Source organism: Streptomyces sp. NPDC045678, from assembly GCF_056432085.1.
In genome coordinates this window covers 403,030-417,379 of sequence record NZ_JBWKJS010000005.1, presented here as the reverse complement: position 1 = coordinate 417,379, position 14,350 = coordinate 403,030, and the positions used below count along the sequence as shown (strand labels likewise).

Annotated in this window: 12 protein-coding genes and 1 pseudogene; 10 read left to right on the top strand and 3 right to left on the bottom strand. The window is 72.9% G+C overall.

Annotation, left to right across the window (positions count from 1 at the left end):
* From AC07DO_RS19945 to AC07DO_RS19910, 8 genes and pseudogenes are all read left to right on the top strand, one after another.
* Nucleotides 1–265, top strand: a pseudogene (locus AC07DO_RS19945) (sigma-70 family RNA polymerase sigma factor); the annotation flags it as partial.
* A 76-nt stretch (nt 266–341) separates the two neighbouring features.
* Nucleotides 342–1,151 carry a TIGR03084 family metal-binding protein gene (locus tag AC07DO_RS19940; protein ID WP_479061249.1) on the top strand — a complete coding sequence of 270 codons (810 nt, stop codon included), beginning with the start codon at nt 342–344 and terminating at the stop codon, nt 1,149–1,151.
* On the top strand, nt 1,148–2,857 hold the full coding sequence (locus AC07DO_RS19935; protein ID WP_479061248.1) for an acyclic terpene utilization AtuA family protein: 1,710 nt from the start codon (nt 1,148–1,150) through the stop codon (nt 2,855–2,857). Before AC07DO_RS19940 ends, AC07DO_RS19935 begins: the two co-directional genes overlap by 4 nt.
* Nucleotides 2,858–2,873: 16 nt before the next feature.
* Complete coding sequence (locus tag AC07DO_RS19930; protein WP_479061247.1) at nt 2,874–4,478, top strand: acyl-CoA carboxylase subunit beta; 1,605 nt, start codon at nt 2,874–2,876, stop codon at nt 4,476–4,478.
* Between the two features lie 11 nt (nt 4,479–4,489).
* Complete coding sequence (locus AC07DO_RS19925) at nt 4,490–6,358, top strand: acetyl/propionyl/methylcrotonyl-CoA carboxylase subunit alpha (RefSeq protein ID WP_479061245.1); 1,869 nt, start codon at nt 4,490–4,492, stop codon at nt 6,356–6,358.
* The gene (locus AC07DO_RS19920) at nt 6,355–7,536 is read left to right on the top strand and encodes an acyl-CoA dehydrogenase family protein (protein WP_479061242.1); all 1,182 of its coding nucleotides are present in this window, start codon (nt 6,355–6,357) and stop codon (nt 7,534–7,536) included. Before AC07DO_RS19925 ends, AC07DO_RS19920 begins: the two co-directional genes overlap by 4 nt.
* 12 nt (nt 7,537–7,548) lie before the next feature.
* Entirely contained in the window at nt 7,549–8,283 is a 735-nt protein-coding gene (locus AC07DO_RS19915; RefSeq protein ID WP_479061241.1) for an enoyl-CoA hydratase family protein, read from the top strand.
* Nucleotides 8,271–8,864, top strand: a complete 594-nt coding sequence (locus AC07DO_RS19910; protein WP_479061240.1) for a TetR/AcrR family transcriptional regulator — start codon at nt 8,271–8,273, stop codon at nt 8,862–8,864. The genes AC07DO_RS19915 and AC07DO_RS19910 overlap by 13 nt, the downstream gene beginning before the upstream one ends.
* Before the next feature lie 135 nt (nt 8,865–8,999).
* On the opposite strand, the gene AC07DO_RS19905 is transcribed toward AC07DO_RS19910, so the two are convergent.
* On the bottom strand, nt 9,000–10,100 hold the full coding sequence (locus AC07DO_RS19905; protein ID WP_479061237.1) for a citrate synthase 2: 1,101 nt from the start codon (nt 10,098–10,100) through the stop codon (nt 9,000–9,002).
* Between the two features lie 373 nt (nt 10,101–10,473).
* Here AC07DO_RS19905 and pdxH point away from each other — a divergent pair, with 373 nt between their 5' ends.
* Nucleotides 10,474–11,109, top strand: a complete 636-nt coding sequence (gene pdxH, locus AC07DO_RS19900) for a pyridoxamine 5'-phosphate oxidase (protein WP_479061618.1) — start codon at nt 10,474–10,476, stop codon at nt 11,107–11,109.
* Nucleotides 11,110–11,238: 129 nt separating this feature from the next.
* Here the strand turns inward: pdxH and AC07DO_RS19895 are convergent, their stop codons facing one another.
* Together AC07DO_RS19895 and AC07DO_RS19890 are read right to left on the bottom strand one after the other, a co-directional pair.
* Complete coding sequence (locus AC07DO_RS19895) at nt 11,239–12,102, bottom strand: alpha/beta fold hydrolase (RefSeq protein WP_479061235.1); 864 nt, start codon at nt 12,100–12,102, stop codon at nt 11,239–11,241.
* 480 nt (nt 12,103–12,582) lie between these two features.
* Nucleotides 12,583–13,275, bottom strand: coding sequence for an iron-dependent transcriptional repressor DtxR (locus tag AC07DO_RS19890; RefSeq protein WP_150169187.1), 693 nt, complete (start codon nt 13,273–13,275; stop codon nt 12,583–12,585).
* 150 nt (nt 13,276–13,425) lie between these two features.
* Here AC07DO_RS19890 and AC07DO_RS19885 point away from each other — a divergent pair, with 150 nt between their 5' ends.
* Nucleotides 13,426–14,280: an SIS domain-containing protein gene (locus tag AC07DO_RS19885; protein ID WP_479061233.1), complete on the top strand. Its 855-nt coding sequence runs from the start codon at nt 13,426–13,428 to the stop codon at nt 14,278–14,280.
* The last annotated feature ends 70 nt before the right edge of the window (nt 14,281–14,350 follow it).

The following is a 14,350-nucleotide window of genomic DNA, read 5'->3' as shown; positions in this document are numbered from 1 at the left end:
CGCCGCCGCCCCCACCTCGGCCGCCGCCCCCACCTCGGCCGCCGCCCCCACCTCGGCCGCCGCCCCCACCTCGGCCGCCGCCCCCACCTCGGCCGCCGCCCCCACCTCGGCCGCCACCCCCACCTCGGACCGCACCCCCACCTCGGACCGCACCCCCACTTCGGACCGCATCCCCGCCCTCACCTCGGCCGCCACCCCCGCCCCCACTCCGGAACCCCTCACGGAACCCCTCACGGAACCCACCCCGGAGCCGTCCGGAAAGTAATGCAAGCACGCTTGCTTGTTTCTGTGAGCGCTGTCATGCTCCCGGGCATACCGCCGTGCCCCGAGGGGAGCGTTCCGTGTCCGATGCCCTGCCCGTGCTCGACGACCTGCGCAGCGAGAGCGAGGAACTCGACGGTCTTGTAGCGGAGTTGAGCGCGGAGAGGTGGTCCCTGCCGACGCCCGCGCCCGGCTGGACCGTCGCCCACCAGATCGCGCACCTCACCTGGACGGACCGGGCCGCGCTGCTCGCCGCCACCGACCCGGACGCGTTCGCCGTCGAGGTCGAGAAGGCGGCCGCGGCACCCGGCTCGTTCGTGGACGAGGGCGCGGCGGAGGGCGTGGCGCTGCCGCCCGCCGAGCTGCTTGCCCGCTGGCGGGCGGGCCGCGACGACCTGTGGCGGACGTTGAGCGAGGCCCCGGCCGGCACGCGTCTGCCCTGGTACGGGCCGCCGATGGCCGTCCCCTCCATGGCGACGGCGCGGCTCATGGAGACCTGGGCGCACGGCCAGGACGTGGCGGACGCGCTCGGCGTGCCGCGGGCGCCGACGGACCGGCTGCGGCACGTGGTGCGGATCGGCGTGCGGGCCCGCGACTTCGCCTTCGCCGTACGCGGACTGAGCGCACCCGGCGAGGAGTTCAGGGTCGAGCTGACGTCACCCGTGACGGGTGAGGTCTGGGCGTACGGTCCCGAGGACGCCGCCCAGCGCGTGACGGGGCCCGGCCTCGACTTCTGCCTCCTGGTCACCCAACGGGCCCACCGTTCGGACCTGGCGGTACGGGCGGAGGGCCCCGACGCGGACCGCTGGCTGGACATCGCACAGGCCTTCGCGGGCCCACCGGGCGCCGGGCGGGCACCGAGGCAGGCGGGCACGGAGGTGGACGGGTGACCCGGCGCCCCCTCCGCATCGGCAACGCCTCCGGCTTCTACGGGGACCGGTTCGACGCCCTGCGCGAGATGCTCACCGGCGGCGAACTCGACGTTCTCACCGGGGACTACCTCGCTGAGCTGACCATGCTCATCCTCGGCCGCGACCGCCTCAAGGACTCCGCCCGCGGGTACGCCAAGACCTTCCTGCGGCAGCTGGAGGAGTGCCTCGGGCTCGCCGGGGAACGGGGCGTCCGCATCGTCGCCAACGCCGGCGGGCTCAACCCGGCCGGGCTCGCCGGTGCCGTGCGGGAGCTCGCCGGGCGGCTCGGGATCGACGTGCGGGTCGCGCACGTCGAGGGCGACGACCTCGGCGACCGCTTCCCCCGCGCCCTCACCGCCAACGCCTACCTCGGCGGCGCCGGCATCGCCGCGTGTCTCGACGCGGGCGCCGACGTCGTCCTCACCGGGCGCGTCACCGACGCCGCCCTCGTCACCGGGCCGGCCGCCGCGCACTTCGGATGGGCCCCGGACGCGTACGACGAGCTCGCGGGAGCCGTCGTCGCCGGGCACGTCCTGGAGTGCGGTTCGCAGGCCACCGGCGGCAACTACGCCTTCTTCGCCGAGCAGGCGGCGCGGCGCGGGCCGGACGTCCTGCGGCATCCCGGCTACCCCCTCGCCGAGATCCACGCGGACGGCTCCTGTGTCATCACCAAGCACGACGGCACCGGCGGCTTCGTCGACGTCGGCACGGTCACCGCGCAGCTCCTCTACGAGACGCAGGGCGCCCGGTACGCGGGCCCCGACGTCACCGCTCGCCTCGACACCGTCGCCCTCACCCAGGAAGGCCCCGACCGCGTCCGCATCGACGGTGTGCGGGGAGAGGCGCCGCCCCCGACGCTCAAGGTGGGGCTCAACCGGCTCGGCGGCTTCCGCAACGAAGTCGTGTTCGTCCTCACCGGACTCGACATCGAGGCCAAGGCGGCCCTCGCCCGCGCCCAGATCGAGGACGCCCTCGACCGCGCCAAGTCCCGCCCCGCCGAGGTGCGGTGGGAGCTGGCCCGCACCGACCGGCCGGACGCCCCCACCGAGGAGGGTGCCAGCGCCCTGCTGCGGCTCGTCGTGCGGGACGCCGACGCGGACACCGTCGGCCGCACCCTGAGCGGCGCCGCCATCGAACTCGCCCTCGGCAGCTACCCCGGCTTCCACGTGACGGCACCGCCCGGCAAGGGCTCCCCGTACGGGGTGTTCGAGGCCGCGTACGTCGAGCGCGACACCGTCGAGCACGTCGCCGTGCTGCCCGACGGGGAGCGCAGAGCCGTGCCGCACGGCGCCGGCACCCGCGTACTGGAAGATCCGCGCCCCGCGCCCCTGCCCCCACCGCTCCCGCCGGGACCCACCCGGCGCGCCCCCCTCGGCCTCGTCGCCGGAGCCCGCAGCGGCGACAAGGGCGGTGACGCCAACGTCGGCGTATGGGTGCGCTCCGACGACGCCTGGCGGTGGCTCGCCCACGAGCTCACCGTCGAGCGGCTGCGCGCACTCCTGCCGGAGGCCGCGGAACTGCGTGTCGTCCGCCACGACCTGCCCAACCTGCGCGCACTGAACTTCGTCGTCGAGGGCCTGCTCGGCGAGGGCGTGGCCGCGCAGGCCCGCTTCGACCCGCAGGCCAAGGGCCTCGGCGAGTGGCTGCGCGCCCGCCACCTCGACATACCGGAGGTACTGCTGTGACACGGAAGGTACTGCTGTGACCGTCATCGCCTCCGCGCTCGACCCCGCGAGCGCCGAGTACGCCGAGCACCGCCGGGTCATGCTGGACCGGCTCGCCGAGCTCGGCACCGAGCAGGCCAAGGCGCTCGCGGGCGGCGGCGAGAAGTACGTCGCCCGGCACCGCGAACGCGGCAAGCTGCTCGCCAGGGAGCGCATCGAGCTGCTCCTCGACCCGGACACCCCGTTCCTGGAACTGTCGCCGCTCGCCGCCTGGGGCAGCGACTACCCCGTCGGCGCCTCCATGGTCACCGGCATCGGCGTCGTCGAGGGCGTGGAATGCCTCATCACCGCCAACGATCCGACGGTACGGGGCGGCGCCTCCAACCCCTGGACGCTGAAGAAGGCCTTCCGGGCCCACGAGATCGGGCACGCCAACCGGCTGCCGTCCATCCACCTCGTGGAGTCCGGCGGCGCCGACCTGCCCTCCCAGAAGGAGATCTTCATCCCGGGCGGCGCCCTCTTCAAGCACCTCACGCAGTCCTCGGCCGCCGGCATTCCGACCATCGCCGTCGTCTTCGGCAACTCCACCGCGGGCGGCGCCTACGTACCCGGCATGAGCGACCACGTGATCATGGTCAAGGAGCGCGCGAAGGTCTTCCTCGGCGGCCCGCCCCTGGTGAAGATGGCCACCGGCGAGGAGAGCGACGACGAGTCGCTCGGCGGCGCCGAGATGCACGCCCGCACCTCCGGCCTCGCCGACCACCTCGCCGAGGACGAGCGCGACGCGCTGCGCCAGGCCCGCCGCGTCGTCTCCCGCCTCAACTGGCGCAAGGCGTACGCCGATCCGGACCCGGCGACCGTCGCGGCGCCCAAGTACGACGAGGACGAACTCCTCGGCATCGTCCCCGGCGACCTGAAGAAGCCCTTCGACCCGCGCGAGGTCATCGCCCGCATCGTCGACGGCTCCGACTTCGACGAGTTCAAGCCGCTGTACGGGAGCTCGCTCGTCACCGGGTGGGCCGCCCTGCACGGCTATCCCGTCGGCATCCTCGCCAACGCGCAGGGCGTCCTGTTCAGCGAGGAGTCCCAGAAGGCCGCGCAGTTCATCCAGCTGGCCAACCAGCGCGACATCCCGCTGCTCTTCCTGCACAACACCACCGGCTACATGGTCGGCAAGGAATACGAGCAGGGCGGCATCATCAAGCACGGCGCGATGATGATCAACGCGGTCAGCAACTCGCGGGTGCCGCACCTGTCCGTACTCATGGGCGCGAGCTACGGCGCCGGGCACTACGGCATGTGCGGCCGCGCCTACGACCCCCGCTTCCTCTTCGCCTGGCCCAGCGCCAAGTCCGCGGTCATGGGCCCGCAGCAGCTCGCGGGCGTCCTGTCGATCGTCGCCCGCGCCTCCGCCGCGGCGAAGGGCCAGCCCTACGACGACGAGGCGGACGCCGGTCTCCGCGCCATGGTCGAGCAGCAGATCGAGGCCGAGTCACTGCCGATGTTCCTGTCCGGGCGGCTCTACGACGACGGTGTCATCGACCCGCGCGACACCCGCACCGTCCTCGGCCTCTGCCTCTCCGCGATCCACACCGCCCCCTACGAGGGCGCGCGCGGCGGCTTCGGCGTCTTCCGGATGTGAGGAGAACCCCCATGATTTCCACTCTGCTGGTGGCCAACCGGGGCGAGATCGCCTGCCGCGTCTTCCGCACCTGCCGCGAGCTCGGCATCGCCACGGTCGCCGTGTACTCCGACGCCGACGCGGACGCCCTGCACGTACGGGAGGCGGACCATGCCGTACGACTGCCGGGCGCGGCACCCACCGACACGTATCTGCGCGGCGACCTCGTCGTGAAGGCCGCGCAGGCCGCGGGCGCCGACGCGATCCACCCCGGCTACGGATTCCTCTCCGAGAACGCGGGCTTCGCACGCGCCGTCCTGGACGCCGGGCTCGTCTGGATCGGGCCGCCGCCCGAGGCGATCGAGGCGATGGCGTCCAAGACGCGCGCCAAGGAGCTGATGGGCATCGCGCCGCTCGGCGAGGTCACCGAGGCCGATCTGCCGGTCCTGGTGAAGGCGGCGGCCGGGGGCGGCGGGCGCGGCATGCGTGTCGTACGCGAACTGGAGCGCCTGGAGGAGGAGTTGGCGGCCGCGCGGTCCGAGGCGGCCAGTGCCTTCGGGCACGGGGAGGTGTTCGTCGAGCCGTACGTCGAGGGCGGCCGGCACGTCGAGGTGCAGATCATGGCCGACGCGCACGGCACCGTGTGGCCGCTCGGCACCCGCGACTGCAGCCTCCAGCGCAGACACCAGAAGGTCATCGAGGAGTCCCCGGCCCCCGGGCTCGCCCCGGACCTCGTCGACGCGCTGCACACGCAGGCCGTGCGCGCCGCGCGCATCACCGACTACCGCGGCGCGGGCACGGTGGAGTTTCTGGTGGCGGGCGGGCGCGCGCACTTCCTGGAGATGAACACCCGCCTCCAGGTCGAACACCCCGTCACCGAGGCCGTGTTCGGGCTCGACCTCGTCGCGCTGCAGATCCGGATCGCCGAGGGCGACGCCCTGGAGAAGGACCCGCCCACCGCTCACGGGCACGCCGTCGAGGCCCGCCTGTACGCCGAGGACCCCGCCGCCGACTGGGCCCCGCAGACCGGCACCCTGCACCGCATCGACGTCCCCGGCGCCGTCCGCCTCGACAGCGGATACGCGGCGGGCGACACCGTCGGCGTGCACTACGACGCGATGCTCGCCAAGGCCGTCGCGTACGCCCCGACCCGCGCCGAGGCCGTACGCAAACTGGCGGGCGCCCTGGAACGCGCCGCCGTCCACGGCCCCGTCACCAACCGCGACCTGCTCGTACGCTCCCTGCGGCACCCCGAGTTCGCCGAGGCCCGCATGGACACCGGCTTCTACGACCGGCACGCCGACGCCCTCACGGCCCCCGCCCCCGACCCGCACGCCCCGCTGGCCGCCGCGCTCGCCGACGCGCACGGACGGTCCCGGTTCGGCGGCTGGCGCAACCTCGGCTCGCAGCCCCACCTCAAGCGGTATCGCACCGAGCCCGACGGCACGGAGCACGAGGTCCGCTACCACCACACCCGGCAGGGGCCGGCCGCCGACGGCGTGACCGTGATCGAGGTCGGCGCCGGACGCGTCGTGCTCGAAGTGGGCGGCGTGCGACGGCAGTTCACCGTCGACCGGTACGGAGACCGCGTACACGTCGGCACGCCCGGCGGAGACACCGCCCTCACCCCGCTGCCCCTGCTCCCCGAACCCGCCGCCCGCCGCGCCCCCGGCTCCCTGCTCGCCCCCATGCCCGGCACCGTCGTACGCGTCGCGGACGGCATCACCGAGGGGCAGCGGGTCGCCGCCGGGCAGCCGCTCGTCTGGCTGGAGGCGATGAAGATGGAGCACCGCATCTGCGCCCCCGCCTCCGGAACGCTCACCGCCCTGCACGCCGCACCCGGCCGCCAGGTCGAGGTCGGCGCGCTGCTCGCCGTCGTCCAAGAGGGAGAGTCCTCATGAGCACCACCGCTCGCAGCACCGTCCTCGAAACCGAGGAGCACCAGGCCCTGCGCGCCGCCGTCGCCGCACTCGGACGCCGGTACGGCCGCGACTACCTCGCCCGGGTCGCCGGCAGCGGCGGTCACCCCGACGAGCTGTGGGCGGACGCCGCCAAGCTCGGCTACCTGGGCGTGAACCTGCCCGAGGAGTACGGGGGAGGGGGCGGCGGCATCGCGGAACTCTCCATAGTCCTGGAGGAGTTGGGCGCCGCGGGGTGCCCGCTCCTCATGATGGTCGTCTCGCCCGCGATCTGCGGCACGGTCATCGCCCGCTTCGGCACCGAGGAGCAGAAGCGCACCTGGCTGCCGGGGCTCGCCGACGGCACCCGCACCATGGCGTTCGGGATCACCGAGCCCGACGCGGGCTCCAACTCGCACCGCATCACCACCACCGCCCGCCGCGACCCGGGCTCCGGCGACTGGCTGCTCTCCGGCCGCAAGGTCTTCATCTCCGGTGTCGACATCGCCGACGCGACGCTCATCGTGGGCCGTACGTCCGACGCCCGGACCGGCAGCCTCAAACCGTGCCTGTTCATCGTGCCGCGCGACGCCCCCGGCTTCGAGCGGCGGCAGATCGACATGGAACTCCAGGCGGCGGAGAAACAGTTCGAGCTGGTCCTCGACGACGTACGGCTTCCGGCGGACGCGCTCGTGGGCGACGAGGACGCGGGCCTGCTCCAGCTCTTCGCGGGCCTGAACCCCGAGCGGATCATGACGGCCGCGTTCGCGCTCGGCATGGGCCGCTACGCGCTGTCCCGCGCCGTCGAGTACGCCAAGGAACGCAGCGTCTGGAAGTCCCCGATCGGCGCCCACCAGGCCATCGCGCACCCCCTCGCCCAGTCCCATGTGGAGATCGAACTGGCGCGTCTGATGATGCAGAAGGCCGCCGGGCTCTACGACGAGGGCGACGACGTCGGCGCGGGCGAGGCCGCCAACATGGCCAAGCTCGCCGCCGCCGACGCCTGCGTGAAGGCCGTCGACCAGTCCGTGCACACTCTGGGCGGCAACGGCCTGACCAAGGAGTTCGGGCTCGCCTCGCTGATCGTCGCGTCCCGCGTGGCACGGATCGCCCCGGTCAGCCGGGAAATGATCCTCAACTACGTCTCGCACCAGACGCTGGGCCTGCCCAAGTCCTACTGAGGAGCCCCCACCGTGAGTCTCTCCGTCTCCTCCCCGGCCCGGGGCATCACCACCGTCACCCTGGACACGCCCGAGCGCCGGAACGCCCTCTCGGCGGACCTGGTCAAGGCCCTCGCCGAGGCGCTGGGCGATCTCGGCGAGGACCGCGGGACCCGTGCGGTCCTCCTCACCCACACGGGGACGACGTTCTGCTCGGGCGCCGACCTGAAGGCGCCGCCGGACCCCGCCGCGTTCGTCGCGCTGCTCCGGCAGATCGTCACGCTGCCCAAGCCGGTCGTCGCACGGGTGGACGGCCACGTGCGGGCCGGCGGGCTCGGGCTGCTCGGCGCGTGCGACCTGGCGGCCGCCGGGCCCGCCTCGTCGTTCGCGTTCACGGAGGTGCACATAGGGGTCGCCCCCGCCGTGATCTCGCTCCCCCTCCTGCCCCGCCTCGACCCGAGCGCCGCCTCCCGCTACTACCTCACCGGGGAGCGCTTCGACGCGGCGGAAGCGGCCCGGATCGGCCTGGTCACGGTCGCGGGAACGGACGTCGACGCCACCGTCGAACCACTCCTCGAAGGGCTCCGCGCGGCGGCACCGGGAGCCCTGGCCGAGACGAAGAAGCTGCTCACGGCTAGGGTGCTCGACGCATTCGACGACCAATCGGACGCCCTCACGGTCCTGTCCGCGCGGCTCTTCGGCTCCGCCGAGGCGCGCGAGGGAATGGCGGCGTTCCTCGAACGACGGGAGCGCCCATGGGTGCTGTGACCGCCGCCGACCGGGCACCCAAGCAGGACCGCAGCCGCGCGACCCGGCAGAAACTCCTGGAGGCCGCGGTGGCCTGCCTGGCCGAACACGGCTGGGCGGGCTCAACGGTCTCGGTGGTCGCCGAGCGCGCGGGTGTCTCGCGGGGCGCGGCGCAGCACCACTTCCCCACCCGGGAGGACCTGTTCACGGCGGCCGTGGAGTACGTCGCCGAGCAGCGCTCCACGGCGCTGCGTGCCCTGCCCGCGCAGGACAGGGCCTCCGTGGTCGCCGCCCTCGTCGACCTCTACACCGGCCCGCTCTTCCGCGCGGCGCTCCACCTGTGGGTGGCCGCGTCGAACGAGCCGGCGCTGGGCTCCCGCGTCACGGAACTCGAATCCCGCGTGGGCCGCGAGACGCACCGCATCGCGGTGGAACTCCTGAACGCCGACGAATCCCGCCCCGGCGTCCGCGAGACGATCCAGGGCCTCCTGGACATGGCGCGGGGCCTGGGCCTCGCCAACCTGCTGACGGACGACGGGGTGCGCAGGGAACGGGTCGTCGCCCAGTGGACGGTGCTGGTCGAGTCCGCGCTACAAGCCTGAACTCTCCCCGAGCCCGCCCCTGAACGCCGGAGGGGCTGATCATTCAGCCCCTCCGGCGTTTGAGGAGCGGGGTCCGGGGCGGAGCCCCGGTTCGGGAAGGGGCGGGGCCGGGGAAAGAACCGCCGGAGGCAGACCTCAGCGGGCGATCTCGTCGTAGCCCTCGATCGCCTGCGGGGCGCGGCTACCGGGCCCCACGTACCGGGCGGAGGGCCGCACGAGCCGCCCCGTCCGCTTCTGCTCAAGAATGTGCGCCGACCACCCCGCGGTCCGCGCGCACGTGAACATCGACGTGAACATGTGCGCCGGCACCTCCGCGAAGTCCAGGACGATCGCCGCCCAGAACTCCACGTTCGTCGCGAGGACACGGTCGGGCCTGCGGGCGTGCAGCTCGTCGAGGGCCGCCTTCTCCAGCGCCTCCGCGACCTCGAACCGCGGCGCCCCCAGCTCCCGTGCCGTGCGGCGCAGCACCCGCGCCCGCGGGTCCTCGGCCCGGTACACGCGGTGCCCGAAGCCCATCAGCCGCTCACCCTTGTCCAGCGCCTGCTTCACGTACGCCACCGCGTCACCCGTGCGCTCGATCTCCTCGATCATGCCGAGGACCCGGGAGGGCGCGCCGCCGTGCAGCGGCCCGGACATCGCGCCGACCGCCCCGCTCAGCGCCGCCGCCACGTCCGCGCCGGTGGAGGCGATGACGCGGGCGGTGAACGTGGACGCGTTCATGCCGTGCTCGGCGGCCGACGTCCAGTACGCGTCGACGGCCTGGACGTGCTTGGGGTCCGGCTCGCCGCGCCACCGCTTCATGAACCGCTCGACGACCGTCTCCGCCGTGTCGATCTCCCGCTGCGGGACCATCGGCAGGCCCTGCCCGCGGGCCGACTGGGCCACGTACGAGAGCGCCATGACGGCGGCCCGCGCCAGGTCCTCGCGGGCGCGCTCCTCGCTGATGTCGAGCAGCGGCCGCAGGCCCCACACGGGCGCGAGCATGGCGAGGGCGGACTGCACGTCGACGCGGATGTCGCCGGAGTGCACGGGGATCGGGAAGGGCTCGGCGGGCGGCAGACCGGGGTTGAACGCGCCGTCGACGAGCAGGCCCCAGACGTTCCCGAAGGAGACGTGGCCGACCAGGTCCTCGATGTCGACGCCCCGGTAGCGGAGCGCGCCGCCTTCCTTGTCCGGTTCGGCGATCTCCGTCTCGAACGCGACGACTCCTTCAAGGCCAGGTACGAAGTCGGACATCAGGCGGCTCCTCGTGATGGGTTCGACATGATGGTTGCGAGAGATGGGTTGCGATCAGCTCATGACCATGTGTCAAAAGTGGGCGCTTGCGGTCCGGTTCCACGGTCGTGTCCGCCGAAGTGCGGCGGATCCGGCGACTCGCGGTCCGGAACGGTCTTCCCGGTATGCCCCGTGCGGCTGGTGGTCACCCAACCGATGCGGCAGCAGGACGATATCTGTTGGTGCCACCTTTGGCGACGGAATGCGGCACTCAGTGCCACACGTCACCTCTCCGTGGGCCGGTGCGCCCTCTCGGGAGCCCCTGTGGCCGTGGCAAATACGGCAAGATGACCGCGTGACCGACTCCAGTGCCCCTCTCCCGGAACCGGCGGACATGCGGGAGCAGTACGCCACCGGCGGGCTCTCCGAGACCGAGCTGCCCGCCGCGCCCATGGACCAGTTCGCGCTCTGGTTCAAGGAGGCGGCGTGCGACAGGGACGCCGTCCCCGAGCCGAACGCCATGGTCGTCTCCACGGCCGACGAAGCGGGCCGGCCCAGCTCCCGCACGGTGCTCCTGAAGGGCTTCGACGAGCGGGGCTTTGTCTTCTTCACCAACTACGGGTCACGCAAGGCCCACGAGCTCGACGCCAACCCGTACGTCTCGCTGCTCTTCCCCTGGCACGCGGTGGCCCGCCAGGTGATCGTCTCGGGCACGGCGGAGCGCGTCGCCCGCGAGGAGACGGTCGCCTACTTCCGCACCCGCCCGCACGGCTCCCAGCTCGGCGCCTGGGCGAGCGCGCAGTCGTCGGTACTCACCTCACGCACCGAACTCGACCGCGCCTACGCCGACCTCGCGTCCCGCTACCCCGAGGGCGAGCAGGTCCCGGTGCCCCCGCACTGGGGCGGCTACCGGGTCCGTCCGCGGGCGGTGGAGTTCTGGCAGGGCCGGGCGGACCGCCTGCACGACCGCCTGCGGTACGTGTGGGAGGAGAGCGCCGAGGGGTGGCGGGTGGAGCGCCTGAGCCCGTAGAGCCCGTCCGGCACGGGTGAGACAGGTGAGTCCGTCCGGCACCGGTGAGACATGTGAGTCCGTCCGGCGACTGAGGACGAAGGGGCCGAAGGCCACGATCAGGCGGTGCCCCACGCGCGGGGCACCGATTCACTGCGCGAGGACCCCGTCCAGAAACGGTTCGACGGCGGCCCGCCACGCCTCCGGCTGGTCGTAGTGCACCAGGTGCCCCGCGTCGGCCACCTCCGCGTACTCCCCGCGGGGCAGCACCCGCACCATCTCCTGGGACTCGGCCCGGCCGAGCTCACCGTCCTGGCCGCGCACGACGAGCGCGGGGCAGCGGACCTGGATCAGCTCCTCCCAGTGCGCGTCGTGCACCCACGTCTCGCGGGAGCTGAGCATCTGGGCGCGGTCGAAGACGGGCCGCCAGCCGTCGGCGCCCTCCGTCATCACCTCGGCGAAGAACTCCCCGCGCGCGGGGTTGGGCCGCTCCACCCAGGGGTCGTCCTCGCCGAACCACTTGCGTACGTCGGCGAGCGTCGCGAACGGCACCGGCCAGGACTTGAACCAGTCCTCCCACTCCCGCTGGGAGGCGGCTCCGAGCGCGGAGGCCCGCATGTCGCAGATGATGAGGCCCTGTACGAGGTCGGGGCGGCGCGCGGCGAGCTGCCAGGCGGTGAGGGCGCCCATGGAGTGGCCGATGATGACGGCGGGCGCGAGGTCCAGCTGGACGAGGGCGGCCTCCGCGTCGTCCACGTAGGCATCGCGGGTATAGGGGCCGCCGGTGGGCTTCTCGCTCCTGCCGTGGCCGCGCTGGTCGAGGGCGACCGCGCGGTGCCGCTCGGCGAGCCAGCGGGCCGTGCCCGTCCAGTGGGAGGCGCGGCCCATCAGGCCGTGCAGTAACAGCACCCCTCCGGGTGCCGCGTCGGCCTCCCTGACTTTGGGAGGGTCGGCGTACTCCCAGGCGGCGAGGCGTACGCCACCCGCGCCCGTCACGTCGATGCGCCGCACCATGATTCCTGGCACCCCCCTTGGTTCCGCCCGGGTTTCACGCCTGGTACTGCTCCACACCCCCGCACGCTATCGAACCTGTTTTCGAAAGCGGCCGGTTCGCCGATAACACCCCTCGTTCGGGTGACCACACTCAAGGATTGACCGTCGTGGCCGAGGGGAGATCTTCAACGGGAGGCGGGCCGCTCGGGGAAACCGGCCCGTGGGGAATGACCCTGAGAGCTCGGGGCTCCGGGTCAGCACAGGGGAGGACAGGCCCCGGCGCTCTTGAGCGCCGGGGCCCTCGCCTTGTTCGCGCTCACCAGACGGGCACATCCTCCAGCCCCCTCCGAGCCCTCAGGTCATATGCCTCTCGCGACAGCCTGGCACGCGAAACGCTCGGCCGCTGCGATTCCGCACACTGAATCTTCGATTCCGCGAGATCCGGCGCGGATCGCGGCACCCTGTCAACTACCTCTCCAGCAACGGAAGTTGACTGACCTCTCAGCGCTTGGCGACGAAGACGTGCGACGCGGTCTCGGCGGTGAGCTCGGCGGCCTCGCCGCTGCTCCCCACCAGGACACCGCCCGCGGACTCCGTCACGCTCACCACGGAACCCGGCTGCACTCCGGCGCGCCGCAGCGTGTACATCAGCTGGGCGTCCGTCTGGATCGGCTCGCCGATGCGGCGCACCACGACCGTCTTGCCCTCGGAGCCCGGGTCGAGCTCCGACAGGGAGACCATGCCCTCGTCCAGGAACGGGTCCGCGCCGTCCTTCTCGCCCAGCTCCTCCAGGCCCGGGATCGGGTTGCCGTACGGAGACTCGGTGGGGTGGCGCAGCAGCTCGAGGACGCGGCGCTCCACCGCCTCGCTCATCACGTGCTCCCAGCGGCAGGCCTCGGCGTGCACCTGCTCCCATTCGAGCCCGATCACGTCGACGAGCAGGCACTCCGCCAGGCGGTGCTTGCGCATCACGCGCGTGGCGAGCCGGCGGCCCTCCTCGGTGAGCTCCAGGTGACGGTCGCTCGCGACGGCCACCAGGCCGTCGCGCTCCATGCGCGCCACGGTCTGGCTCACCGTCGGTCCGCTCTGGTCCAGCCGCTCCGCGATCCGGGCGCGCATGGGGACCACACCTTCCTCCTCCAGCTCGAGGATGGTGCGCAAATACATCTCAGTGGTGTCAATCAGCCCCGACATGGGTGCCCCTCAGAATTCGCTCGTGCGCTGGCCCTGCCCTCAATTCTGACGCATACCACTGACAACCGTGCCGCGCCGGTGGAATTCCCGCCCAGTACCGGCCTGTGACGGTGTTGACAGGGCACTGGTCCAGACCGCAACGTGATGCGAATGAGCTCGAAGAGCGGGAGCAGCGAGAGCGGTGTGAGCAGCGCGGTCGGCGGGAACGGTGTGAGCGGCGCCGGCGGCGCGAGCGGTGTGAGCAGCGCCGGCGGCGAGAGCAAGACGGCGGGCCGGTACTTCGACGCCGCCATCGCACTGCTCCAGAAAGTGCGGGACGAGGAGTCCGGCAGCGTGGCCGACGCGGGCACGCTGCTCGCCGACGCCGTCGAGTCCGGCGGACGGCTCTTCGCCTTCGGCGCGGGGCACTCCTCGCTGGCCGCCCAGGACGTCGTCTACCGCGCGGGCGGCCTCGGCCTCATCAACCTCCTCGCCGTGCCCGGAGTGGTCGGCGTGGACGTGATGCCCGCCACGCTGGGCTCCGCCCTGGAGCGGGTCGACGGCCTCGCGGGCGCGGTCCTCGACTCCTCGCCGGCCCGCCCCGGCGACGTCCTCGTGATCGTCTCGCTCTCCGGGCGGAACTCGCTGCCCGTGGAGATGGCGATGAACGCCCGCGCGCTCGGCCTGAAGGTCATCGGCGTGACCTCGGTGGCGTACGCGACGGAGACCCGTTCCCGGCACGTCTCCGGCACCTTCCTGAAGGACCACTGCGACGTGATCGTCGACTCCAAGGTCGGCGTCGGCGACGCGGAGCTCTCCCTCGACGGGGTCGACGCCCCGTTCGGGCCCGCGTCGAGCGTCGTCACCAACGCGCTGATGCAGGCCATGACGGCCGCGGCGATCGAGAAGCTCGTCGAGCGCGGCATCCAGCCGCCCGTGCTGCGGTCCGGGAACGTGGACGGCGGACACGACTGGAACGGGCGGGTCTTCCAGGAGTACGGGGACCGCATCTTCTACCGGCACTGAGTGCCTCTCGGAGGGTGACGTGAATTCCTCGTCCTCCACCAGCAGTACGCGCATGCCGCCCTGTGTGCGC

Coding starts and splice junctions, on each gene's coding strand:
- AC07DO_RS19920 (WP_479061242.1), top strand. CDS start 6,355: ATGAGCACCACCGCTCGCAGCACCGTCCTCGAAACCGAGGAGCACCAG.
- AC07DO_RS19925 (WP_479061245.1), top strand. CDS start 4,490: ATGATTTCCACTCTGCTGGTGGCCAACCGGGGCGAGATCGCCTGCCGC.
- AC07DO_RS19905 (WP_479061237.1), bottom strand. CDS start 10,100: ATGTCCGACTTCGTACCTGGCCTTGAAGGAGTCGTCGCGTTCGAGACG.
- AC07DO_RS19885 (WP_479061233.1), top strand. CDS start 13,426: ATGAGCTCGAAGAGCGGGAGCAGCGAGAGCGGTGTGAGCAGCGCGGTC.
- pdxH (WP_479061618.1), top strand. CDS start 10,474: ATGCGGGAGCAGTACGCCACCGGCGGGCTCTCCGAGACCGAGCTGCCC.
- AC07DO_RS19895 (WP_479061235.1), bottom strand. CDS start 12,102: ATGGTGCGGCGCATCGACGTGACGGGCGCGGGTGGCGTACGCCTCGCC.
- AC07DO_RS19910 (WP_479061240.1), top strand. CDS start 8,271: ATGGGTGCTGTGACCGCCGCCGACCGGGCACCCAAGCAGGACCGCAGC.
- AC07DO_RS19890 (WP_150169187.1), bottom strand. CDS start 13,275: ATGTCGGGGCTGATTGACACCACTGAGATGTATTTGCGCACCATCCTC.